Source organism: Mucilaginibacter kameinonensis (assembly GCF_003675385.1).
Classification (GTDB): domain Bacteria; phylum Bacteroidota; class Bacteroidia; order Sphingobacteriales; family Sphingobacteriaceae; genus Mucilaginibacter; species Mucilaginibacter kameinonensis.
The window spans coordinates 91,467-115,687 of the sequence record NZ_RCWZ01000005.1; the positions used below are offsets into that span (position 1 = coordinate 91,467).

A 24,221-nucleotide genomic window follows, 5' to 3' on the forward strand; every position below is an offset into this window, starting at 1 on the left:
TCCACACATAAAGCAGTGCTAATGAATTTGCTTATCAAATCAGCCACTATTCTTGATCCCGGATCATCCTTTCATCAACAAGTTGCCGATATTTTAATTAAAAATGGTGTTATCACCAAAATAGCCGAAGATATTGAAGCCGACGCTGAACTTTTTGACGCCGAAGGCAAATATGTTTCGCCCGGCTTTTTCGACCTTAATTGTAATATAGGCGAGCTGGGGCTTGAAACTAAAGAAGACCTCCGCTCAGGTACGGTTGCTGCCGCTGCCGGTGGCTTTACAGGCATAGCACTGATGCCGAACACCCAGCCCCCGGTGCATTCCAAATCGGAAGTGGAATATCTGCTTAACCGTTCAAAAGGTAATTTGGTGGATGTTTATCCACTGGGAACCATATCTCAAAAACGAGAAGGAAAAGACCTCGCCGAAATGTACGATATGTATCAAAGCGGAGCTAAGGCCTTTACTGACGGTAGCCGCCCCGTACAGGATGCTGGTTTAATGGAAAGGGCTTTGTTATATGCGCAAGGCTTTGACGCGCTGGTTTTTTCTTATCCGGAAGATACCGCTATAGCTGGTAAAGCTAAAGTTAATGAGGGCGAGATCAGTACTTTGCTGGGCATGAAGGGGATCCCTTCGCTGGCCGAAGAACTGATGGTAGCGCGCGATCTTTACCTCGCTGAATATACAGTATCACGGATCCACTTTACTACGATATCAACCGCCCGTTCGGTCGAGTTGATTCGCGAGGCTAAGCGTAAAGGTATTGAAGTTACCTGCGATGTTGCCGCACACCACCTGGTTTTAACTGACGAGGCCCTATTAGGCTTTGATAGCTTATACAAAGTTAAACCTCCGTTACGTACTGCCGATGATGTTGCCGCATTGATAAAAGGCCTGGAAGACGGTACTATAGATGCTATAGTATCGCAACATACGCCACACGAAATTGAATTTAAAGATGTGGAGTTTGAAGTAGCTGAGTATGGCATAGTTGGGCTACAGACAGCTTTTTCTTTAGCTTTGAAAGCGGGTTTATCTGCCGAGTTGATAGTTGAAAAACTGTCGATCAATCCCCGTGAAATACTCGGTGTAGAAACAGCGGTTATTGCTGAAGGCGAAAAGGCAAATATTATAGTTTTCGACACTGACGCCGAATGGGAATATACCGCAGCTAATAACAAATCTAAATCTGCAAATTCGCCTTACATCGGGCAGCAATTAAAAGGCAAAGTATTGTTAACTTACAACAATCAACAAATCTTTAAATAACATACCTATGATCGATCCAAAAATAGAAATCGCCTTTGTAGCAGCGCTTGAGGCCTTTTCAAAATACAACAGCTTTGATGCAACACAGCTAACCGATGAGTTTGCCGATGTATTTGCATCTGACGAAGATTTTTTATCAAAAGTAGATGAACTTGACGCGGTTTTTGACGAGAACCCTGAAGTAGAGGGATTGCGCGAGATCTTCTTCGATTTGTTGATGATCAACTTCTTTAGTGCCGACGTTAAGAAACTGGAAGAAGATTATCTTGATACGCCGGAATGGGAGAGTATTGAAGAGGAAACCTTAGACCGTGGTACCGAATTGCTTAACCTGTTACTGTACCTTAACGAATGCGAAGACGAAGAAATTGAACCTGAACTGGAAGACTACTTAAAAGAGTTTTTATTGGTTGATGAGGATGAATTTCAGGACGAGTATCGTATTTACGAACCGGTTATCGCAAATCAAATCCTGATTGAAAGCCCGGTATCTGAGATCAGCAAAGTAGCTGCGACACTTCCGGAAGATTCGGAACTTGCAGAATTGTTTTACCCAATGATGTGCTTTTTCCAAAATATCGATCCATCGGATGAAGAGAAAAAGGAGATTGCCGATAACGCCATCAATAAAGAGTTTGATATGGCAGTTTTAGAAATTTTAGTTAGTTTTCAATAACCCTCTTAAATGAGCGCACAATTAGAAAAGACCATAAAAATACAAGGACTTATCAAGGGATTGATTTTAGGTGCAGTATTGGCTTTGGTAAGTATTATTTATTTTTATTTTATGGTAAGTGTAGCATCGGCTGTTGCGATAACAGTTGGCGCCATACTTTTTACATACATAATTCCGATAGCTATTGCTGCTTTGTTTTGCATCAATCTGAGGAACAAGGTAGGCGGATACTGGACAATGAGGCAAGCCGCTACCGGAATTTTCATTATGTTTTTCATTTCAAACCTGACCATATTTATACTACGTGATCAGGTATTTGCAAAAGCTATTGAACCTCAGATGGCTCAAAAAACCAAAACAGCCATGGTTACCGCTTTGAATAAATTGAAAGATAGTACTACAAAACCTGAAGAAAAAAAGGAAGCCGACGCAAAAATAAAGGAAATGGAGAAAAGCTTTGAAGCCGGAAAAGGTATTACTATAGGACAGCAAATTCAGTCGCTGGGTATAAGCATTATATTTTTGTTTGTTCTATCCATAATTTTTGCGGCGTTCTTTAAGCGGGAGCCTGTCGGACACACGTCCTAAGCATGATATTATTGTAAAACAAAATAGGCCTTTCAGATTCTGAAAGGCCTATTTTGTTTATGATCTCACGAGATTTGAAAATAAAGGCATCGGTGATATAAATATTAAATATTTGGTTAATTTTAACTAAACACTAAACACTTGTACTATGGAAGTAAAAAAAGCGAGTCCATCGCAACCGGCCCTTAAGTGGGCATTAATTAACCTGATTGTTTCTATCGTAATTACTTACGCCTTTCAATTTTTAAATGTTGATCAAACTTCATCACTTAAGTATTTAAATTACCTGCCGTTTATCGCCTTTTTACTGTTAACTCAAAAAGAGTTTAAAGACCAGCTTGGTGGTTATCTCACTTATGGGCAGGGATTTTTATCGGGCTTTTTATATTCTATTTTCACCGGTGTGTTTATAGCTATTTTCACTTATGTGTATTTTACCATTCTAAGCCCGGAAATGATTGATAAGATAATGGATGTTTCGCGGAAGCAAATGGAAGCGAAGGGAACTATGTCACAAGATCAGATTGATACCGCGATGGGTATAGCAACCAAGTATTTCGCAGTTATTGCTACAGTTAGCGTGGTTTTTGCGTATGCCATCTTTGGTGCAATTGTAAGTTTAATTTCGGCTGTTGTATTTAAAAATGAACGTTCTCCTTTTGATACCGCGGTTGATAATTTTGACGCGCCAAAACCATCAGATCCAACGGCATAAATCAATAATAAAGTAATTAAAACAAGAAGGCCTTTCAAAATGAAAGGCCTTCTTGTTTTAATTACTGGTCTTGAAGAGATAACTAATCTCTAACTTCTAATCACTAATCTCTCGTTTCTATTTCTTCATGACCAGCTTTACAATATCGTTGCCAAAAACAAATACCATAAGGCTAACCAATATTACAAAACCTACAATTTGTGCACGTTCCAGGAACTTATCGCTTAGTGGCTTGCCTTTTATCATTTCAATGATCAGGAACACCGCATGACCGCCATCAAGCGCCGGGATAGGCAAGAGGTTCATCAGCGCTAATACCATTGAAAGGAAGCCTACCAGTGTCCAAAAGTGACCCCAGTCAACAGTACCGCCAAACAGGCTCGCTATCGCTACCGGTCCGCTTACCGCTTTACCAGGATTAACGTCTCCTTTAAATATTTTACCAATACCTTTGGCATTATCCCTGAAAGTACCCCAGGCTCTTTCTACTCCAATAGGGAAGGCTTCAAAAAAGCCATACTTGATTGTTTTGATGTCCGGGAAATCGCTTTTTGCACGGTAGAAACCCAATTTACCTTCCGGGGTAACCTGTGCTTTTAGGGTAACCAGCTCGTGATTGCGCCTTACGCCCAGATCAATTTGCTTGCCTTTGTTAGCGGTTAGCTGAGTCTGTAACTCGTCCCAAAACACAACAGGATGATTATTGGCCATTACAATACTATCGCCTTTTTTCAGACCCGCTTTAACAGCGTTGCTGCCCGGCTCTAACGAGTCGACCACGAATTTAGAACGTGGCAGGCGACTGATAAATCCTTCGATATCATGATCATTTAGATCGTTTAAAATAGTGCGGGGGATGCTGATCTGCAAAGTTTGAGCACCACGCTGTATCGTAAATACCGTGTTATCCAACAGTACCTGCGGACTTGTAAGGTCATCAAAGCGCTCGAATGGCTTGCCATTTATGGCTACAACTTTATCACCAATCTGAAGGCCGATCTTTTTACCAACCTCGCCAGGTACAATACCATATTTAGCAGCCGAATTTGGGATATAGCTATCGCCAAAACGCATGGTTAATACCCAGAATATTAAAATACCCAGTACAACATTTACGGTAACGCCGCCAAGCATAACAATAAGGCGCTGCCAGGCTGGTTTTGAACGAAACTCCCAGAGCTGCGGCGGGCCAGCCATTTGCTCGGTATCCATCGACTCATCAATCATACCGGCTATTTTAACGTAGCCGCCTAACGGAAGCCAACCAATACCATATTCAACACCTTTATATGTAAATTTAAAAAGGCTCACGTTCCAGGCATCAAAAAACAGGTAGAATTTTTCTACCTTAATGCCAAAGGCTCGTGCCGCCAGGAAATGTCCCAGTTCGTGCAGGATGATTAAAATTGAAAGGCCCAGTATAAGCTGGCCCACCATGATCACTATACTCATTATCTATTTCTATGTGTAATATTAAAATTGTAATGCCTTTGAGGGCAATTGCTGTATGTAATTTTGCGCAAAGATGCGTGTTTCTTTATCAGTATTCAAATAGTCGGTTAAGGTAGGGGCTGCAATAAAATTAATTTTCTGCATACACTCCTCAATGATGCTACTCATAGTTAAAAAGCCGATTTTACGATCCAGAAAACCTGCAACCGCTATTTCATTTGCCGCGTTTATGATGCAAGGCATATTACCTCCCTGTCTTAAAGCAGCATAGGCTAAACTTAGATTACGGAAAGTTTCCATATCCGGTTTTTCAAAAGTAAGGTTTGGATAATCTGCAAAGCTAAAGCGTTTAAAATTGGTTTGCACCCGCTCAGGATAAGTTAGTGCATATTGAATAGGCAACTTCATATCGGGTACGCCTAATTGCGCTTTGATAGATCCGTCCCTGAACTGTACCAGTGAATGAATAATGGATTGCGGATGAACTATTACTTCAATTTGATCGGCTTCAACGTCAAATAGCCACTTGGCTTCAATAACCTCCAACCCTTTATTCATTAATGAAGCGGAGTCGATGGTAATTTTGGCGCCCATAACCCAATTCGGATGTTTAAGGGCGTCTTCGCGGGTCACATTAGCTAAAAAGTCAAGGCTGCGCCCCCGGAATGGGCCACCAGAAGCGGTGATGATCAACTTTTCTATCGATTTATAATCCTCGCCAACCAGGCTCTGGAATATAGCCGAATGTTCGGAATCAACAGGTAAGATCTGAACCTGATGTTGTTTAGCCAGCGCTGTTATGATATCTCCGGCTACAACCAGCGTTTCTTTATTGGCAAGGGCGATATCTTTACCGGCTTTAATAGCAGCTATGGTAGGTTCCAAACCGGCAAAGCCAACCATTGCAGTTAATACAACCGCAATTTCAGGGTGGGTTACCGTATCAATGATAGCCTGGTGGCCGGCAAGTACTTGTATAGGCAAGTGCGCTAAAGCGTCTTTAACTTCCTTGTATTTGCTTTGATCGCATATAATAGCATATTCGGGCACAAACTCAATAGCCTGGCTTATGAGCAGCCCGGCATTTGAATGTGCTGTGAGCAAAAATGCCCTGAATAAATTGCTGTTCCACCTTATTACATCAAGTGTTTGTGTACCGATGCTGCCTGTTGAGCCAAGGATGGCAATGTTTTTAATTTGATTACTCAAGTATCTTTATTTTATAAAACTCTTTAATCCTTCGGCTATCTTTCTGTCATTTGAAAGCCTCGGTACTTTGTTTTGTCCGCCAAGTTTACCTTCCGACCTCATGTAATTGATAAAGGCATCTTTTTGCAGGCTTTGGATTACCAAAGGTTGTAAAATGTTACCTTCAATCAGGTCAAAATAGTAAATATTTTTATTCTGTAGTGCTTTGTCCACTTTTATGGCGAAAGCATGAAGATCGGCAGGTGGCGTGCCAAACTCAATAAACCATTCATGGTAAGGTAATTGCCCGGCCGGCGGATTAACCTGCGGGGCGACTGTAAATTCAACTACGTCAACTCCTGCTTCTTTGGCTACGCTCATTAATGCGTATTCCACTTCTTCGCCTATTACGTGCTCTCCAAAAGCTGAGATATAATGTTTAATGCGGCCTGTAACTACGATTCGGTATGGATCTTTAGAAACAAATTTAATGGTGTCACCTATGCTATATCCCCATAAACCCGCACTGGTATTCATGATAAGCGCGTAGTTTTTATCCAGCTCAACATCTTTAATATTGATACGGGTTGGGTTTTCGTTGAAGTATTCTTCGGATGGTATGAACTCGTAAAAGATCCCCGAATCTACTAAAAGAAGTAACCCTTTCTCTTTTTGCGAATCCTGAAAAGCGATGAAGCCCTCAGAAGCAGGGTAGGTTTCTATTGAGTCGATTTTAAAGCCAATACTTTCTTCAATGCGGGCACGGTAGGGTTCGTAATTAACCCCACCATAAACGTAAAGCTTAAAGTTAGGAAAAATGTCTTTTACTTTTTTGCCGCCTGCCTTAGCCGAAAGCCTGTCGAAATACATCTGGCACCACGGCGGAATTCCGCTGATGAGGCGCATATCTTCGTTAAAAGTTTCCTCTACAATGGCATCGACCTTTTGTTCCCAATCTTCTATACAATTGGTTTCATAGCTCGGCAATCTGTTTTTTTGCAGATACGCCGGCACATGATGAGCGACAATACCCGAAAGCCGACCTGTTGAAATACCATGTTTTTGAGCCAGAATTGGACTACCCTGTAGGAATATCAGCTTACCATCCACAAAATCGGCATTGCCTGTTTCGTGGATATAGCTTAATAAAGCATTGCGCGCCGCTTTGATATGCTCGGGCATGCTTTCTTTAGAGATGGGGATATATTTTACACCCGATGTTGTGCCCGATGTTTTAGCCAGGTAAGCTGGTTTGCCCGGCCATAACACATTTTCCTCACCGTTAACTACACGATCGATATAGGAGCGAAGGTCCTCGTAATCATGTACAGGTACAAGGCGCTTAAAGTCTTCGTAATTGTTGATCTTTTCAAATTGATGATCTTTTCCAAAACTTGTGCTTTTTGCCGCATGTATCAAGTCTGTAAACGCTTTTTGTTGTAGTGCAACCGCGTTTTTACGAACCTTATTTAATTCCCTGTCAACAAAGGATGCAAATACCTTACTTAATACAGCTTTAAGTCCCATTTTAATTGGTTTCAGATAGGTCATCATCCACATCCTGGTGGCTATAAACCAGTTTGCGATAGGTAACCATTATTATCACTTGGGTAAACGGGAAGCAAAGGATAAACCAGCAATAAAATGCAAGTCTGAATGCAAAACCATCCTTTTCCTGATCGAAACCAAACAGCCCCATGGTAATCACAACCGGCAGCAATACAGCAACCAGTATCAGTATGATAATGGCGAAAACGCCTAAAGTTTTAAAGAAATTGTCTTTGGTAATTTCGAAACTTTGACGCAATGATTCGATAGGTGATGAATCATCATCAACGATGAAGCAAATGCAAAATATGCATCTAAGACTTATGTAGAGAATAAACAATAGCTCAATAACCTCAAAAACGCTGTCGTATCCAATGTTACGTTTAGCCAATACGTATAGAAAAACCAGCGCTGCTACAAAGAAAGCAGTCATTATCCCGATGATTACGAAATTGAATGTCATTTTGAACGTTGGCAAAATGTCTTTAAAGTCAAATTCGTAATATTCTTTGTCGATGAGGGTAAGTATCAGTTTGTAAAAGCTTAAGCCGATAAAACATTGCACAATCATTTGTACAATTACAAAGCCCATCTCAATAAAACGGTCGTCGTTGTCGATGATGAACGCCTTTAAAAACTCAACGAACTCGTTAATAAATAACGATATGATTGAGTAAACCACCAGCGGTACAAAATTTCTTTTTAAAATATTCCATGCGGTTTTAATGGTTTCCGCTACAGAAAAGGTGTGGTACATATTGCTTATGATCTACTTAAAACTTTCCGCTTCCAAAAATCCTGTATAAATCCTAACCCGTAGGCAATAAGTTGTGTGAAGGCAGCTACAATGCTCAAAAATGCGATTTTTAACGATTTATTTTTCCACCAGGCATGGAAAAATATTAACAAAGTGAAAATCAATAATATAAAATTACCTATGGCTGCTAATGGTGAGCCAAGCAGGTTTAATATAATAGTAAGGATAACCCCTATGGTAAAAGCCGCCGGGAAAAAATGAACCAATTTTAGCTCCTGCGGAAAAAACTTGGATATGTTAATGCGCGCCCTGCCAAAAAAGTGCAGTTGTTTGTAAAACTGGTAAAAGTTAGTACGCCGTTTATGATAAACAATAGCATCGGGGATCAGGCCTATTTTGAAGCCCAATGAATGGATCCGGATGCTGTATTCAATATCCTCGCCCAGTCTGGTGATAATAAAGCCACCGGCTTTTTCCCAGGCCTGCCTTGACACCCCCATGTTAAAGCTACGCGGATGAAACTGACCAATCCCTTTTTTATTGCCGCGAATGCCGCCTGTGGTAAAAGGCGAGGTCATGGAATAGCTTATTGCTTTTTGGGTAGGTGTAAAAGATTCATGAGCACCATCCGGCCCACCGTAAGCGTCAAGATAGCTTTTCGCCAGCGAATCATTTACTATTTGCAAATAGTTGGGAGGGATCAAACAATCCGAATCGAAAATTACAAAATAATCACCTTTAGCGCGTTCAAAACCAAAGTTGCGGGTAAAGCCCTGGCCTTCATTTTGCTTTTTGAAATATCGGAGGTTAAGCTTATCGGCAAAAGTGTTTACTATGGCTTCAGCATCATTTACAGAACCATCCTCAATAACCAAAACCTCAAAATTGCGATAGGTTTGCAGGGTGAGGGTTTCCAGCAGTTCTTTGATCTCCTGCGGACGGTTATATAATGGAATGATGATGGAAAAAAACATGCTTTTAGATAGATGTGCAAATTTCAAATGTGCAAATGTGCAGATTGTTTTAATTGAGCAAGATGATTTTATTTATTTTCATCTACACATCTGAAATCTGCATATCCGCACATTCAATTAAATTGTTTCTTCAATTTGATAGTGGTTGCGTTCGCTTGCGCTGCGTGATACCAGTTCGGCCACAAAGCCGGTTAAAAACAATTGAGAACCTAAGATGATGGCTACCAGTGCTATATAAAACAACGGGCTGGTGGTTACATCCCTGTATTTTAAGTTGTGTGCTATGTTGTAGAGCTTTTCGGCAATGATCCAGATGGCCATTACCAAACCCGTAAAAAAACTTAAAGTACCCATGGTACCAAAAAAGTGCATCGGGCGCTTACCAAATTTACCTACAAAAAATATGGAAAGCAGATCCAGAAAGCCGTTGATGAATCGGCTCAGGCCAAATTTGGTTTTGCCATATTTACGTGGACGGTGTTCAACAACTTGTTCCCCGATTTTAGTAAACCCGGCCCATTTGGCAATCACCGGAATATAACGGTGCATTTCACCGTACACCTCAATGTTTTTGACAACTGTACCGCGATAGGCTTTTAAGCCACAATTAAAATCATGAAGGTTATGGATGCCGCTCATGCTGCGGGTGGCCGCATTGAATAATTTTGTCGGTATAGTTTTGCTTAGCGGATCATGTCTTTTAGCTTTCCAGCCCGAAATAAGATCGAAGTTTTCTTCAACTATGCGGCGGTATAGTTCCGGAATTTCATCAGGGCTGTCTTGCAGATCGGCATCCATAGTAATCACAACGTTGCCTTTGGAAGCTATAAAGCCTGTATTTAAGGCAGCCGACTTACCATAATTACGCCTGAATTTAATGCCTTTGATAAACGGGTTATCCGTTTGCAATTTCCTGATCATTTCCCATGATCCGTCCTTGCTGCCATCGTCAACCAAAATTATCTCGTAAGTAAAACGGTTTTCATCCATCACCCGGCTAATCCACGAGGTTAACTCCGGTAACGACTCTACTTCATCGTAAAGAGGTACTACAACTGATATATCCATTTATTGGGCTGCGATTAACGGTATATGCCGAAAATCATCCGCAAAAATATAAAAAATAGGGAATGGTTTGCAACAATGTATTAATGGTGTTGTTTGCATAAATAGTTTATTCATTATCACTATAAAAAAGTATGTTGGATACTACGTAACCAAGCAATTACGTTTCAACTCAAATATATTTTAATATCTTTCCCTCACAATTAAAACACAGTTAATGAAATTCTACAAAGCCGCGTTGTTATTGTTTTTAGGCTTTTATGCCGGTAAATTAAAAGCGCAAAATGCAGACCAAGCTACCCCTAAGTACGATCAGCATAAAGTATTTAACCCAATGTTTTATCCCGAAAGAGGGAACGAGTTCAGATCGGCCAGTGGAGCTCCAGGTCCTAAATACTGGCAAAACCGTGCCGATTATAAGCTTGACGTTACGCTTGATACTGCTAAACATCGCATTGAGGGAACAACATTAATTACTTATACCAATAACAGTCCCGACGCGCTTGGCTTTTTATGGCTCCAGGTAGATCAGAATATATACAAAGAGGATTCACGTGCCGAAGCTACAAGTAATGTTTCGGGCGGCAGATTTGTAAACAAATCATATACAAAAGGTGCCGAAATAAAATCAGTCTATGTCATCAATAAAGGTAAAACCCTGAAAGCTGATTACCTGATCACCGATACCCGGATGCAGATCAAATTGAAAGACTCCCTGCGGGCCGCCGGCAGCAAATTGCAAATTAAGATTGATTACGCTTTTGATGTGCCGGAATATGGAACAGACAGGATGGGGCGTCAGCATACCAAAAACGGCTGGATCTATGAAATTGCGCAATGGTATCCCCGCATGGAGGTTTATGACGACGTAACAGGTTGGAATACTATTCCTTACCTTGGTGCAAGTGAGTTTTACCTGGAGTATGGCAACTTCGACTATAGCATTACCGCACCCGCGAGTTTGGTTGTAGCTGGATCGGGCGAGCTCGTCAACCCGGCAGAAGTACTATCGCCAAACACAATGAACCGTTTGGCCGAAGCGAGAAAGAGCGACAAGACGGTTGTTATTAAAGATTCGACAGATATAATACGCAACAATGACTATCCTAAAAAGCCAATGCTTACCTGGCACTTCCTTTGCAAAAACGCGCGTGATGTAGCCTGGGCCGCTTCAAAGGCGTTTATCTGGGATGCTGCACGGATCAATTTGCCAAGTGGAAAAAAAGCGCTTGCGCAGTCGATTTATCCTGTTGAAGCAAAAGGAAATGATTCATATGGCCGTTCAACCGAATACGTTAAAGGTGCTATTGAACTATACAGCGACAAATGGTTTGAATATACTTATCCTGTTGCAACCAATGTGGCGGGTATTGTAGGAGGGATGGAATATCCTGGCATTGTGTTTTGCGGATCAAACAATCAGAACGGAGGTTTGTGGGAGGTTACCAATCACGAGTTTGGCCATAATTGGTTCCCGATGATTGTTGGTTCAAACGAGCGCAAATACGCCTGGATGGACGAAGGTTTTAACACCTTTATAAATAATGTAGATACCAAAGTATTCAATAAAGGTGAGTACTACGAGAAACCCGATCAGCAAAAAAGTGCCAGCTATTTATTCGCTCCAGGTGCAGAGGCTATCATGAATACGCCTGATGTAATTCAGGAGGATTTTTTAGCCGTAGCGGCGTATGAGAAGCCGGCCTTAGGTTTGGCTATTTTACGTGAACAGATATTAGGAGAAGAGCGTTTTGATTACGCTTTCAAAACCTACATCAAACGCTGGGCTTTTAAACACCCAACACCATGGGACTTTTTCCATACCATGGACAATGCTGCTGGCGAAGACCTGAGCTGGTTTTGGAACGAGTGGTTTTTTACTACCTGGAAACTTGACCAGGGTATAAAGGATATTTCATATCCGGACAATGATGCTTCAAAAGGCGCAATGATCACCATCGAGAACCTGGAGGAAATGGCGCTCCCTATTACGATATCGATCAAAGAAGAGAACGGAAAAACCGGTATTGTAAAACTCCCGGCCGAGATCTGGCAGCGTGGTGATACCTGGACATTCCCGTATAAGTCAACTTCAAAAATTGCCTTTGCAACCATCGATCCTGACCATACCTTGCCGGATATTAATCCTGAAAATAACTCATACAGCGGTTTGCCAGTTCCCCAGGGTACAACTGCAGGTTCTGTTATTAAAGCCTATTTAGACGCTATTGGCGGTGCCGATAAATTGAAGAATGTTCGAGATCTGCAAACATCTGCAACAGGTAGCATACAGGGCGCAGAAGTTCAGTTGGTTACACGCTATAAAATGCCCGATAAGTATTTTCAGGAAGCAATGGTGCCTTCATACAGTAACCTTGTTGTGTCGCATGTTACGCTAAACGGTGATAGTATAAAAGCAAAACAGGTTAACAGGGACGTGCAGCTTGATGATGCCGGCAAAAAATTAGTTAAACTTAAAAGTCGCCCGTTCCCGGAGCTTGACTACGAGCGTATAAATCAAAATATGACCTTGCAGCCTATTTTAAGGGTAGTGAACAATGAACTCGCTTACGAGGTTGATGTTAACATTGGTACCGATATACATATTCATAATTATTACAGCCAGAAAACAGGATTAAAGCTCAAACAAACCATTGAAGGCGCAAATGAATTAGCTGTTGAATATGGTAATTATGAAGGTATAAATGGAGGTATTAAAATCCCTTTCTCGATAAAAACTATTTTGGTTGGTCAGCCTGTCGAGTTTAAGGTTAAAGAAACATCGGTTAACTCCAATCCGGTAAACGAGGCTTTCAGATAGTTTAAATGCCTCGTTAAATCAGGTGGGATATCTTTATTTCAATTGGTATGAAGTAGGGATATCCCATTTTTTATGCCCTTCGATAAAAATTGAAATTGCTTTGATGCTAATTGCTATTTAAAATTCTATTTTTGTACCCACAAAATGAGGGTCACTTTGTAGGTGACCGTTTAAACGTAATTTTATAAATTTAAAATCATAGTTGTAGATGATTAACATTACACTTCCCGATGGTTCCGTTCGTCAGTATGACAAAGGGATCTCTTCTATGCAAATCGCCCAGTCGATTTCTGAAGGTTTAGCACGTAACGTATTAGCAGCCGAAGTTGATGGCCAGGTTTGGGATGCAAGTCGCCCAATTGAGCAGGACGCCCATGTTAAATTATTAACCTGGAACGATGCCGATGGTAAATCAACTTTCTGGCATTCATCAGCCCACTTAATGGCCGAGGCTTTAGAAGCACTTTATCCGGGTACAAAATTTGGTATCGGTCCGGCAATTGAAACCGGCTTTTATTACGATGTTGATTTTGGCGACAAGGTTTTATCTTCTGACGAGTTTAAGCAGATCGAGGATAAAATGATTGAACTTGCCAAAACCAAAGAAGAGTACATCCGCAAGCCTGTTAGCAAGGCCGATGCTATTGAGTATTTCACTGAAAAAGGTGATGAGTACAAGCTTGACCTGATCAAGGACCTGCCTGATGGCGCTATTACTTTTTATACCCAGGGTAATTTTACCGACTTGTGCCGTGGACCGCACATCCCCAACACAGGTTTTATAAAAGCGGTTAAGCTGATGAGCCTTGCCGGTGCCTACTGGCGTGGTGACGAAACCCGTAAGCAATTAACCCGCATATACGGTGTTACTTTTCCTAAAGCCAGCGAACTTACTGAATACCTGCACATGATCGAAGAAGCTAAAAAGCGCGATCACCGTAAATTAGGTAAGGAATTGGAACTGTTTGCTTTTTCGGAGAAAGTGGGCATGGGTTTACCATTGTGGTTACCTAAAGGAACCGCTTTGCGCGAACGCCTGGTAAACTTTTTACAAAAAGCACAGGTAAAAGCCGGTTACGAGCAGGTAATTACGCCGCATATCGGTCATAAAAACCTGTATGTAACATCAGGTCACTACGAGAAATATGGCGCCGATTCGTTTCAGCCGATAAAAACACCGCAGGAAGGAGAGGAGTTCTTCTTAAAACCAATGAACTGCCCGCACCACTGCGAGATCTATAAAACAAAACCGCGTTCATACAAAGACCTGCCGGTTCGTTTTGCTGAGTTTGGTACTGTGTACCGTTACGAGCAAAGTGGCGAGCTACACGGTTTAACACGTGTACGTGGCTTTACTCAGGATGATGCCCACTTATTTTGCCGCCCTGACCAGGTAAAAGATGAGTTTAAAAAGGTAATTGACCTGGTATTGTATGTATTTAAGGCTTTAGGCTTTGATAATTATATTGCGCAGGTATCATTGCGCGATCCTGAAAACAGGGCCAAATACATCGGCAGCGATGAAAATTGGGCATTAGCCGAAAGCGCTATCATTGAAGCGGCAGCAGAAAAAGGCTTGCCAACCGTTGTTGAATATGGTGAAGCGGCGTTTTATGGTCCTAAGCTCGACTTTATGGTGAAGGATGCTCTTGGCCGTAAATGGCAGCTGGGTACCATTCAAGTTGATTATAACCTTCCGGAACGTTTTGAACTGGAATATACTGGTAGCGATAATCAAAAGCATCGCCCGGTAATGATCCACAGGGCCCCGTTTGGTTCGATGGAACGCTTTATAGCAGTATTAATTGAGCATTGTGCAGGTAATTTCCCGCTGTGGTTATCCCCCGAACAGTTCATTATACTTCCTATATCAGAAAAATATGAAGAATATGCAAAAAAAGTTTCTGATATATTAAAAGATTCCGATATTTGCGGGCTAATCGACTTCAGGGACGAGAAAATAGGCAGAAAGATACGTGATGCTGAAGTTAAAAAAATCCCTTATATGCTGGTTGTAGGCGAAAAAGAGGCTGCTGAAGGGCAGGTTTCTGTACGTAAACATGGTACCGGTGATTTGGGAAGTATGAGCATTGAAGATTTTAAAGAACAGATAACTAAAGAAATAACAGTATAACTTGGCATTAAACAAACCTTTCAATAGAGGACCAAGGCTTCCTTTTAAGAAAAAAGAAGCCGAACATAACATAAACCAATTCATTAGGGCTCAGGAAGTTCGCCTTGTAGGTGATAACGTTGAGCAGGGAGTTTACTCATTAAGAGATGCCCTTGCAATAGCGCAGGAGCAGGAATTGGATTTGGTTGAAATATCTCCAAACGCCGTACCGCCGGTTTGTAAAGTAACTGACTACAATAAGTTTATTTACGAGCAGAAGAAAAAGCTTAAAGAGATAAAGAGCAATGCCAAGCAAACGGTTATCAAGGAAATTCGTTTCGGACCGAATACTGATGATCATGACTTTGAATTTAAGTTAAAGCATGCCATTAAGTTTTTGGAATCTGGCGAAAAGGTAAGGGCTTATGTACACTTTAAGGGCCGTGCCATTGTTTACAAAGAGCAAGGTGAGATTTTACTTCTTCGTTTTGCCCAGGCATTGGAAGAAGTTGGTAAAGTGGAACAGTTACCTAAGCTTGAAGGAAAAAGGATGTTTTTAACCCTTGCACCTAAGGCAGCTAAAAAGTAATTAAAATAGGCAGGTGTGCAAATGCGCATCTGCTTGAAAATAAAACGTTGAGAAACGTTAATATCTAACACAAATAAATAGAGTTATGCCAAAAATGAAAACCAATTCCAGTGCTAAAAAGCGCTTTAAGCTTACTGGAACCGGTAAAATCGCAAGAAAAAACGCATACAAAAGCCACATCTTAACCAAGATGTCGACAAAACGTAAGCGTGCCCTTGGTCACACCAGCTTAGTATCTGATGCTGATATGGGTAACGTAAAACGTATGCTTTGTATCGGAAAGTAATTCACAAATTTAAAAACCAGGTATTAGAGTTTTAAGTCCGGCACACGAGATGCAGGCACTCACTACCAAAAAACACACAAGATGCCACGTTCAGTTAACGCAGTAGCGTCGAGAAGACGCAGGAAAAGGATCATGAACCTCGCCAAAGGTTATTGGGGTTCACGTAGCAAGGTATACACCATTGCAAAAAACACAGTTGAAAAAGGTTTACAATACGCTTACCGCGACCGTAAAACCAAAAAGAGAGAGTTCAGGGCTTTATGGATCCAACGTATTAACGCTGGTGCCCGTCAGCATGGAATTTCTTACTCTCAGTTAATGGGTAAATTAGCTGCTAAAGAAATTGGCTTAAACCGTAAGGTATTAGCTGATTTAGCGATGAACAACCCAGACGCTTTCAAAGCAGTTGTTGATGCAGTAAAATAATATCGCATTATAAATGCATGAAAAAGGCCGCAAATTGCGGCCTTTTTTGTTTTACTCTTATTTTTTATTTCTGTGAAGCGGGAACAGCTTTAGCTATCAGGATAGTAAGTTCAACGACATAGTCCCAGTCAGTTTTATTTTAATTCCCCGAATAGAGTTTTGAAAAGGGGATATATAATTAGACTGTTTTAAAAAATAAACCCGCTTTAGCATGTATCTAAAGCGGGTTTCATATGAATGAATATTCTTTTTTGTAGGAGATTGATAAAGGGAATTATTATGAAAGCATAGATTTCAGATTATACATGTTGTATTGCCTCAACCAACGCTTTGTTATGCTTGTACCTGAATACAAACGGGAAAACAATGGCAATTACTAAAGTATAACCTGAAAATGTAAGCCAGATACCGTGCCAGTCTTTGGCGCCGCCTGGCAACAAGAAAAAGTGATCTATGATAAGACCGCTTGCAATACTTCCAAAAAAGGCACCAAAGCCGTTTACCATCATCATAAACAAGCCCTGCGCACTCGCCCTGATATCAGGAGTAGCTTGTGTTTCCACAAACAAAGAGCCTGATATATTGAAGAAATCGAAAGCCATACCGTAAACAATACATGATAAAATGATCATCCATAAACCGCCCGCAGGATCGCCAAACGCAAAAAGACCGAACCTTAACACCCAGGCCAGCATACTGAATAGCATCACGTATTTGATGCCGAACTTTCTTAAGAAAAATGGTATGGCCAGGATGAAGAACGTCTCAGAGAACTGCGATATAGACATGATAATGGCCGGGTACTTAACACCAACAGAATCTTTATAAATGGCTATATTTTTGAAATCCTGAATGAATGTATCGCCATAAGCATTGGTAAGCTGCAATGCTGCCCCCAATAGCATAGAAAAAGCGAAGAAGATGGCAAACTTGGGATCTTTGAATAATTTAAAAGCATTGAGCCCCAGGGAATCAACAAATGATTTATTGGTTGTTTTTGAAGAAAGTGGCGGACATTTTGGAAGGCTAAATGAGTAAAGCCCCAATGCAAGTGCTACAGCCGAAGCAATATAAAACTGGTTTGGCGAAGTTTCATTATGCGTTAAGCTCACCGTCCATAAGGCCGCGATGAAACCGATAGTTCCCCAGATCCTGATAGGAGGATAGTCCTTCACTACATCCTTATTGCTGCTTTTTAATGCTGAATATGCTACTGTAATTGAAAGTGAAAGAGTTGGCATATAAAACACCATATTAACCAGCATCACCCAAAAAAAGGCAGAGGGATTGGTTATTTGTGGCAAGGTAAAAAGAGAGCAGGCACCGAGGATATGCATGATACCGTATAATTTTTCGGCATTGATAAACCTATCAGCAATAATACCTGTAAGGGCCGGCATAAATATAGCCGAAATACCCATCGTACTAAATATAGCACCAAATTGTGCCCCCGACCAATGTTTATCCTGAAACCAATACGCACCGATGGTTAGCAACCACGCCCCCCAGATAAAGAATTGCATAAAATTCATCAGTATTAAGCGGAACTTAATATTCATACGGTAACGGGTTTAAATAAATTTAGTCAGTGTTAAATTAAAAACGGAAAGTAGTGAAATAAATGTAAATGAGAAAACTACCGTTGCAGAAATTACTATTGGTAAACAGAAACCCTGGATCAGGTTTCTGTTTATATAATATAGAGGTTATTAAAGTTGTATTTTAAAATAGAACAGTCAAGAAAATCCAAAATCCGGATTCCGAATTTAGGAGGCTTTACGCTTATTAAGTTCGTCACGAATTTTGGCAGCTTTTTCATATGATTCTTCTGCCAAAGCTTCCTGTAACTTAGTTTTAAGTTCTTCAGTGCTGATAGAAGCATAACCGCTTACCGAGGCGCTAACTGATTTTTCTTCAGGGGCCTCGTTAATATTCTCCAGGTAAACAAAGTCATTACCTTCTATTACAATGCCTGCGGTTGACAAGATGAACTCATAGGTGAAGATCGGGCAGTCAAAACGTACTGCTACAGCAATGGCATCAGAAGTACGGGCATCTATTTCCACCGAACGCTTTCCGTCGCTGCAAATCAGTTTTGCATAAAATATACCATCAACCAAATTGTAGATAATCACTTCCTGCACCTCAATCTGGTAAGCCTGGGCAAAGCTCTTAAACAAATCGTGTGTAAGCGGACGGCTTGGCGTCATTTTTTCTATTTCGATAGCAATGGCCTGGGCTTCAAAGCTGCCGATAATAATAGGCAGGCGACGACGGCCGCTTACTTCACCCAAAACAAGGGCGTAAGCACCCGATTGGGTTTGACTATAGGATAAGCCGACAATATCAAGCTTTATTTTTTTCATGTTATTCCCCATCACCCTGTATTTATGCTGAAGCTTTATATTCTTTAACGGCTGCTATTAATTTAGGGAGTACTTCAAAAGCGTCGCCCACAATTCCGTAATCTGCTACCTTAAAAAACGGTGCTTCCGGATCTTTGTTTATGACTACAATAACTTTTGATGAACTTACCCCGGCCAGATGCTGAATTGCACCTGAAATTCCTACTGCAATATACAAATTTGGACTGACAGCTATACCTGTTTGTCCAACGTGTTCGCTATGTGGTCTCCAACCAGCATCTGATACAGGTTTTGAGCATGCTGTAGCAGCACCTAAAAGGCTTGCCAATTCTTCTATCATTCCCCAATTTTCGGGGCCTTTTAAACCACGGCCACCGGAAACCACGATCTCCGCATCAGGCAGGGAAACTTTATCGCTTGATCGAACGATTTCTTTGATCATGGCCTTAAAGTCAGACGCTTTGCTTTCAACGCTGAAGTCTTCAACCTGGGCTGTGCCGCCTGTTTCAACAACTTTGTATGAATTAGGTACAAGCGCGATAACTTTTATTGCCGAAATAAGCTCAACGATAGCGAAAGCTTTACCCGAAAAGGCAGTTTTTTTAACTTTAAAAGAGCCGCCTTCCTGTACCGGCAATGCTACAACGCCATCTGCTACACCGGCTTCAAGTTTTACGCCAACCCTTGGCGCCAAACCACGACCAGAAAACGTATTGGATAATACTACAACAGCCGAACCTTCTTTTTTCGCGGCTTCGGTAATTATCGAGGCGTAGGCCTGGTTTACAAAATCTTTCAATTTATCGCCAGATACGTTAAGCACTTTATCAGCGCCGTATTTGCCCAATAAAGCTAATTCAGCGGCATCAACGTTACCTATAGAAACAGCGGTAAGAGAAGTATTATTTTGATCGGCAATGGCGCGGGCATAAGAAATGGCTTCAAAAATTGATTTTTTGAATTTGCCCCCGGCATTTTCCGCATATATTAAAACTGACATAGTTATCTGTTAGTGATTTAGATCATAATTTATATTACACGTGCTTCGGCATGCAGCAGTTCAACCAGTTTGGCGGTGTCATCGGCAGCTACAAGTTTAACCTGGCCGCGAGGGGCTGGTGTTTCATAACTAACAATTTCCGAAAAGGTTTTAACTTCAGTCGGCTCAACAACAGTAAGCGGCTTGGTGCGCGCCGACATGATGCCGCGCATATTAGGTATTTTGGGTTCAGCTACACCCTCGGCAGCACCAGCTACAAAAGGATAAGGGATAGTCAACACTTCTTTACCGCCTTCAATCTCGCGTTCAACTGTAGCTTCACTGTCACCGGCATCTAATTTTTTGATGATAGACACAGATGGAATATCAAGCAATTCGCCAAGCATCCCGGCAACTTTCGATCCATTATAATCGATAGATTCACGGCCAGTCAGGATCAGATCAAATGGATTTGCTTTTACATATTGAGCAATCTGATACGCTACATACCAGGCATCGTGAGGCTTAGCGTTTACACGTATCGCATCAGTAGCGCCAATTGCCAAAGCTTTACGAATAGTGGCCTCTGTACTCGCGTCACCAACGTTAATCACTGTTACCGTACCTTTACCGCCATCTGTTAATTCAATGGCGCGTGCAAGAGCTATTTCATCATAAGGGTTGAGTATGAACTGAACCCCGTTTGTATTAAATTGCGTGTTGTTATCAGTAAAAGTTATTTTTGTGGTGGTATCAGGAACATTACTTACACATACCAGAATCTTCATATCAATAGGTTTTTGCAAATTTAATTAAAAAAGATAGAGTTTAAAATGGAGTTGAGCAGATTGAATAAGCTGTTGGAATTTATAAAAAATGAACCGGATGACGAGTTTCTGAAATATGCCCTTGCAACAGAATATCTGCGTCTGAATGAGACAGATAAGGCGCTTGCCTACTATGAAGATCTGGTAAATAACCACCCCGGTTATGTGGGCACTTATTATCATTTAGGTAAGCTTTATGAAGCGTTAAACCGTAAGGATGATGCCATTAAAACCTATGAAACCGGCATGAAAGTGACCAAAGAAAAGCGCGATAATCATGCTTTTTCTGAATTGCAGGCAGTATACAGGCAGGCAATGGGCTTTGAAGAAGACGATGACGATTATTGATTTTTAGTTCAGGGTTGATATTTGATAGCAGTTTTGGGTATTTCTTAACCATTTCATTCTTTTGTGAATTATTTGAAATAACTATAATGTTTCCGCTATAATATTGTCCCTAATGAACCATCGTCTATGAACTATGAACAGCTTTAGCAAATGAAACAACGGGAACTTGTATTCCTACGGGATGTGCTGATCTATACTTTTACTGCCTTTGGGGGACCTCAAGCCCACATAGCGGTTTTGTTGCGCGAGTTTGTTGAAAAGCGGAGATATATTAGTGAGGATGAGTTAATGGAGCTTAATGCCTTGTCGCAAGTTTTGCCAGGCCCTTCGTCAACCCAAACATTGGTTGGCATTGCCTGGAAGGTAGGAGGGTTGCGACTGGCAATTATTACATTCCTGATTTGGATCTTGCCTTCGGCGGCCATTATGTGCATGGCCGCGATCAGCTATAATATGTTTGCTAATAAGGCCAAGTTTGCCCACGTAATCAGTTATGTACAGCCAATTGCAGTAGGAGTCGTCGCATATGCTACCTATACATTTGCCAATAAGTTTTTAAAAACAAAGGTGAGCAGAATGCTCGCGGTCGGTTCGTTAATTGTTACATTGATCCTGCAAAATGCTTATGCTTTCCCGATATTGATATTGCTTGGTGGAATCATCTCATCAGCCATGGAGACTCAGCAGCATGAAAACGAGCTGCGGGTTAAACTTTATTCAAATGTAAACCCCAATAAAGTCGGGTACTTTGTGGGTATATTATTGTTTTTTGCTGCATTGGGGGCTTTGGTTAATCAAACATCTCCTTTTAGTTTACCAATCCGCTTGTTCGAGAACTTTTATCGTAACGGAATCTTAATTTTCGGTGGCGGCCAGGTGCTTGTTCCATTAATGTACACCGAATTTGTTGAAGTGAAGCATTATTTAGGCCGGTCGGAATTTTTATCCGGTTACGCACTTCAGCAAGCTTTACCGGGCCCCACTTTCTCCTTTACCTCGTTTTTGGGCGGAATAACCCTTGGCAATAAAGGTTACAACATTTGGGGGCAGGTGATTGGTAGCCTGGTTGCTGTTATCGGCATCAATACTCCCGGGTTGATATTGATATTATTTATAGTGCCTTTTTGGGAAGACCTAAAAAAGATAACCCGGATCAAAAATTCATTAAGTGGTATTAATGCGGTAGCTGTAGGTTTTATGGCGACTGCCCTGATCTTGCTGGTTAGGCCTTTTGGTTTAAATTGGATAGCCTACGTACTAATGACAGGCACGTTCCTCGTATTGCATTTCACCAAAATAAAAACACCGATAGTGATTATTATCGGTGTGATTTTGGGAATGATATTTTGATTGGGTATTTCGAATTTTCGATTTTAGCGTTTAATAAATCTGAAATCGAAAATCCAAATTCCGAAATTAGATTAAAACGGTGGCTCATCATCCATGTCATCCATTCTTGATGGACGGATGATAAAGTTGCTTTGTTTTTCAAAATCCTGTGAAGGAGCAAGGCCTGCGAAAGCGTTACCTGCAGGAGGAGGGAAGCCGTCCATACCTTCTTCAAGGTTAGCAAATTTAACGTATTTACCTACGAATTTCAACCGCACAGTACCTGTTTCACCGTTACGGTGTTTGGCGATGATAACCTCACCAACGCCCTGGGTTGGGTTACCGTCTTCATCCTCCGTTAAACCGTAATACTCCGGACGGTAAAGGAACAGTACCATATCGGCATCCTGCTCAATAGCGCCCGATTCACGTAAGTCTGAAAGCATTGGCCTTTTTGAGTTGCCCGGCCTGCTCTCTACCGCACGGCTTAACTGCGACAGTGCTATAACCGGTACGCTAAGCTCCTTGGCAACCGATTTTAAAGCACGTGAAATGCTACTGATCTCCTGCTCACGGTTACCACCACCACCTTTACCCTCGGCTTTACCATGCATTAGTTGAAGGTAGTCGATGATGATTAACTGGATATCATATTGTGATTTTAAGCGACGGCATTTTGCCCTGAACTCGAAGATATTTAGGGCAGGGGTGTCATCAATAATGAAAGTAGCTTTTTCAAGTCGGCCAATTTTAGAGTGCACCTGTTGCCATTCCCATTCTTCAAGTGTGCCTTTACGAATCTTCTCCTGTTCAATTTCGGCTTCACCGGCAATCAAACGATTAACCAACTGTACCGACGACATCTCGAGCGAGAACACAACTACAGGTTTATCAAAGTCAACTGCCGCGTTACGGGCGCAACTTAATACGAAGGCTGTTTTACCCATTGCAGGACGGGCAGCGATGATCACCAAGTCTGATTTCTGCCAACCCGAGGTCATACGATCAAGGCCCGTAAAGCCGGATGCGACACCTGTTAAACCATCTTTTTTATCTTTCAGGGCCTCAATATCGCGCAAAGCCTCATGAACCAGATCGTCCATGTTACGGGCATCACGACGTAAGTTACTCTGTGCAATTTCAAACAGGTTTTTTTCCGCCATATCCAACAGGTCGAATACGTCGGCAGTATCCTCGTAAGCATTGTTGATCACTTCTGTAGAGATACGGATCAACTCCCGCTGAATGAATTTTTGAATGATGATACGTGAGTGAAACTCAATATTTGCTGCCGATGCTACGCGGCTGGTAAGTTCTGTAATATAGTAGGCGCCACCAACCATTTCAAGTTCGCCTAACCTGCGCAATTCGGCGGTAACGGTCAGGATATCTACCGGTTGTGTTTTTTCAAACAGGATTTTTATGGCAGAAAAGATCTTCTGGTGATTGGTCTGGTAAAAAACTTCTGGCTTTAAAACATCTATAACTGATGAAAGGGCATCTTTCTCCAGCATGAGCGCACCTAAAACAGCCTCCTCCAAATCCGTAGCCTGGGGCTGCAATTTGCCACCCCCGATAAATGGAGTTGGATTGGTGATCCGGCTACGGCGTTCAAATGTGTTCGGCTTGTTATACTGGTTGTTATTCTCAAAACTCATAAGGGTACAAAAATATACAAAAAATGTTTCGCCGGGCAAAGTAAACACCTAACATAGTGTATCGACATTTTAAAATAATCATACACAGGGTGATAATTTAAAGCTTTTTAATACACACCTGGGTGTGGATAACTTTTTAAGAAAACTTGGATAGTTTGATTTTCAGATATTTGAACCGATGTTAATAAAGTTTTGCGATGTTGATAGCATAAGTGGGTAAACGGCGATAAACCGAAAAGGGTTA

The 24,221-nt window shown here is 41.4% G+C and carries 22 protein-coding genes; 11 read left to right on the forward strand and 11 right to left on the reverse strand.

Annotated elements, in window-relative coordinates; all coding sequences use genetic code 11:
- The first annotated feature begins 21 nt into the window (after nucleotides 1–21).
- From EAH55_RS23460 to EAH55_RS23475, 4 genes are all read left to right on the forward strand, one after another.
- Entirely contained in the window at nucleotides 22–1,272 is a 1,251-nt protein-coding gene (locus tag EAH55_RS23460) for a dihydroorotase (RefSeq protein ID WP_121811820.1), read from the forward strand.
- Between the two features lie 7 nt (nucleotides 1,273–1,279).
- On the forward strand, nucleotides 1,280–1,948 hold the full coding sequence (locus EAH55_RS23465; protein WP_112569071.1) for a hypothetical protein: 669 nt from the start codon (nucleotides 1,280–1,282) through the stop codon (nucleotides 1,946–1,948).
- Between the two features lie 9 nt (nucleotides 1,949–1,957).
- Nucleotides 1,958–2,536 (forward strand): DUF4199 domain-containing protein, encoded by a 579-nt coding sequence (locus EAH55_RS23470; protein WP_121811821.1) that lies wholly within the window; start codon nucleotides 1,958–1,960, stop codon nucleotides 2,534–2,536.
- Between the two features lie 148 nt (nucleotides 2,537–2,684).
- Nucleotides 2,685–3,251: a DUF4199 domain-containing protein gene (locus EAH55_RS23475; protein ID WP_121811822.1), complete on the forward strand. Its 567-nt coding sequence runs from the start codon at nucleotides 2,685–2,687 to the stop codon at nucleotides 3,249–3,251.
- A gap of 117 nt (nucleotides 3,252–3,368) precedes the next feature.
- Here EAH55_RS23475 and rseP read toward each other — a convergent pair whose 3' ends face one another.
- The 6 genes from rseP to EAH55_RS23505 all read right to left on the reverse strand — a co-directional run bounded on the left by rseP (nucleotide 3,369) and on the right by EAH55_RS23505 (nucleotide 10,238).
- Nucleotides 3,369–4,703 carry an RIP metalloprotease RseP gene (gene rseP, locus EAH55_RS23480; RefSeq protein ID WP_121811823.1) on the reverse strand — a complete coding sequence of 445 codons (1,335 nt, stop codon included), beginning with the start codon at nucleotides 4,701–4,703 and terminating at the stop codon, nucleotides 3,369–3,371.
- Between the two features lie 21 nt (nucleotides 4,704–4,724).
- Nucleotides 4,725–5,912 carry a 1-deoxy-D-xylulose-5-phosphate reductoisomerase gene (locus tag EAH55_RS23485; protein ID WP_244228333.1) on the reverse strand — a complete coding sequence of 396 codons (1,188 nt, stop codon included), beginning with the start codon at nucleotides 5,910–5,912 and terminating at the stop codon, nucleotides 4,725–4,727.
- A gap of 6 nt (nucleotides 5,913–5,918) precedes the next feature.
- Nucleotides 5,919–7,418 carry a GH3 auxin-responsive promoter family protein gene (locus EAH55_RS23490; protein WP_121812429.1) on the reverse strand — a complete coding sequence of 500 codons (1,500 nt, stop codon included), beginning with the start codon at nucleotides 7,416–7,418 and terminating at the stop codon, nucleotides 5,919–5,921.
- Nucleotide 7,419: 1 nt separating this feature from the next.
- Nucleotides 7,420–8,196, reverse strand: a complete 777-nt coding sequence (locus EAH55_RS23495) for a glycerophosphoryl diester phosphodiesterase membrane domain-containing protein (RefSeq protein WP_112575429.1) — start codon at nucleotides 8,194–8,196, stop codon at nucleotides 7,420–7,422.
- A 5-nt stretch (nucleotides 8,197–8,201) separates the two neighbouring features.
- Nucleotides 8,202–9,170, reverse strand: coding sequence for a glycosyltransferase (locus EAH55_RS23500; RefSeq protein ID WP_121811824.1), 969 nt, complete (start codon nucleotides 9,168–9,170; stop codon nucleotides 8,202–8,204).
- 117 nt (nucleotides 9,171–9,287) lie between these two features.
- Nucleotides 9,288–10,238 (reverse strand): glycosyltransferase family 2 protein, encoded by a 951-nt coding sequence (locus EAH55_RS23505; RefSeq protein WP_112575431.1) that lies wholly within the window; start codon nucleotides 10,236–10,238, stop codon nucleotides 9,288–9,290.
- Between the two features lie 214 nt (nucleotides 10,239–10,452).
- Between EAH55_RS23505 and EAH55_RS23510 the strand changes: the two genes are divergently transcribed.
- The 5 genes from EAH55_RS23510 to rplT all read left to right on the forward strand — a co-directional run bounded on the left by EAH55_RS23510 (nucleotide 10,453) and on the right by rplT (nucleotide 16,470).
- A complete protein-coding gene (locus tag EAH55_RS23510; protein ID WP_162997009.1) occupies nucleotides 10,453–13,056 on the forward strand; it encodes a M1 family metallopeptidase in 2,604 nt (867 codons plus the stop codon).
- Nucleotides 13,057–13,264: 208 nt separating this feature from the next.
- A complete protein-coding gene (thrS, locus tag EAH55_RS23515) occupies nucleotides 13,265–15,190 on the forward strand; it encodes a threonine--tRNA ligase (protein ID WP_121811825.1) in 1,926 nt (641 codons plus the stop codon).
- A 1-nt stretch (nucleotide 15,191) separates the two neighbouring features.
- Nucleotides 15,192–15,758: a translation initiation factor IF-3 gene (infC, locus tag EAH55_RS23520; protein WP_091207084.1), complete on the forward strand. Its 567-nt coding sequence runs from the start codon at nucleotides 15,192–15,194 to the stop codon at nucleotides 15,756–15,758.
- An 85-nt stretch (nucleotides 15,759–15,843) separates the two neighbouring features.
- Nucleotides 15,844–16,044: a 50S ribosomal protein L35 gene (gene rpmI / locus EAH55_RS23525; RefSeq protein WP_022829872.1), complete on the forward strand. Its 201-nt coding sequence runs from the start codon at nucleotides 15,844–15,846 to the stop codon at nucleotides 16,042–16,044.
- Between the two features lie 81 nt (nucleotides 16,045–16,125).
- Nucleotides 16,126–16,470, forward strand: a complete 345-nt coding sequence (rplT, locus tag EAH55_RS23530; protein ID WP_022829871.1) for a 50S ribosomal protein L20 — start codon at nucleotides 16,126–16,128, stop codon at nucleotides 16,468–16,470.
- Nucleotides 16,471–16,769: 299 nt separating this feature from the next.
- Here the strand turns inward: rplT and EAH55_RS23535 are convergent, their stop codons facing one another.
- From EAH55_RS23535 to EAH55_RS23550, 4 genes are all read right to left on the reverse strand, one after another.
- Nucleotides 16,770–18,029, reverse strand: coding sequence for a nucleoside permease (locus tag EAH55_RS23535; RefSeq protein ID WP_121811826.1), 1,260 nt, complete (start codon nucleotides 18,027–18,029; stop codon nucleotides 16,770–16,772).
- 207 nt (nucleotides 18,030–18,236) lie between these two features.
- Nucleotides 18,237–18,836 (reverse strand): bifunctional nuclease family protein, encoded by a 600-nt coding sequence (locus tag EAH55_RS23540; protein ID WP_112575568.1) that lies wholly within the window; start codon nucleotides 18,834–18,836, stop codon nucleotides 18,237–18,239.
- A 22-nt stretch (nucleotides 18,837–18,858) separates the two neighbouring features.
- Nucleotides 18,859–19,836: an electron transfer flavoprotein subunit alpha/FixB family protein gene (locus EAH55_RS23545; protein WP_121811827.1), complete on the reverse strand. Its 978-nt coding sequence runs from the start codon at nucleotides 19,834–19,836 to the stop codon at nucleotides 18,859–18,861.
- Nucleotides 19,837–19,865: 29 nt separating this feature from the next.
- A complete protein-coding gene (locus EAH55_RS23550) occupies nucleotides 19,866–20,603 on the reverse strand; it encodes an electron transfer flavoprotein subunit beta/FixA family protein (protein ID WP_121811828.1) in 738 nt (245 codons plus the stop codon).
- A 45-nt stretch (nucleotides 20,604–20,648) separates the two neighbouring features.
- On the opposite strand from EAH55_RS23550, the gene EAH55_RS23555 reads away from it, so the two are divergent.
- Both EAH55_RS23555 and chrA read left to right on the forward strand, forming a co-directional pair.
- The gene (locus EAH55_RS23555) at nucleotides 20,649–20,990 is read left to right on the forward strand and encodes a tetratricopeptide repeat protein (protein ID WP_112575436.1); all 342 of its coding nucleotides are present in this window, start codon (nucleotides 20,649–20,651) and stop codon (nucleotides 20,988–20,990) included.
- 150 nt (nucleotides 20,991–21,140) lie between these two features.
- On the forward strand, nucleotides 21,141–22,340 hold the full coding sequence (gene chrA, locus EAH55_RS23560) for a chromate efflux transporter (RefSeq protein WP_121811829.1): 1,200 nt from the start codon (nucleotides 21,141–21,143) through the stop codon (nucleotides 22,338–22,340).
- A gap of 71 nt (nucleotides 22,341–22,411) precedes the next feature.
- Here chrA and dnaB read toward each other — a convergent pair whose 3' ends face one another.
- Complete coding sequence (gene dnaB, locus EAH55_RS23565; protein ID WP_121812430.1) at nucleotides 22,412–23,977, reverse strand: replicative DNA helicase; 1,566 nt, start codon at nucleotides 23,975–23,977, stop codon at nucleotides 22,412–22,414.
- Nucleotides 23,978–24,221: the final 244 nt, after the last annotated feature.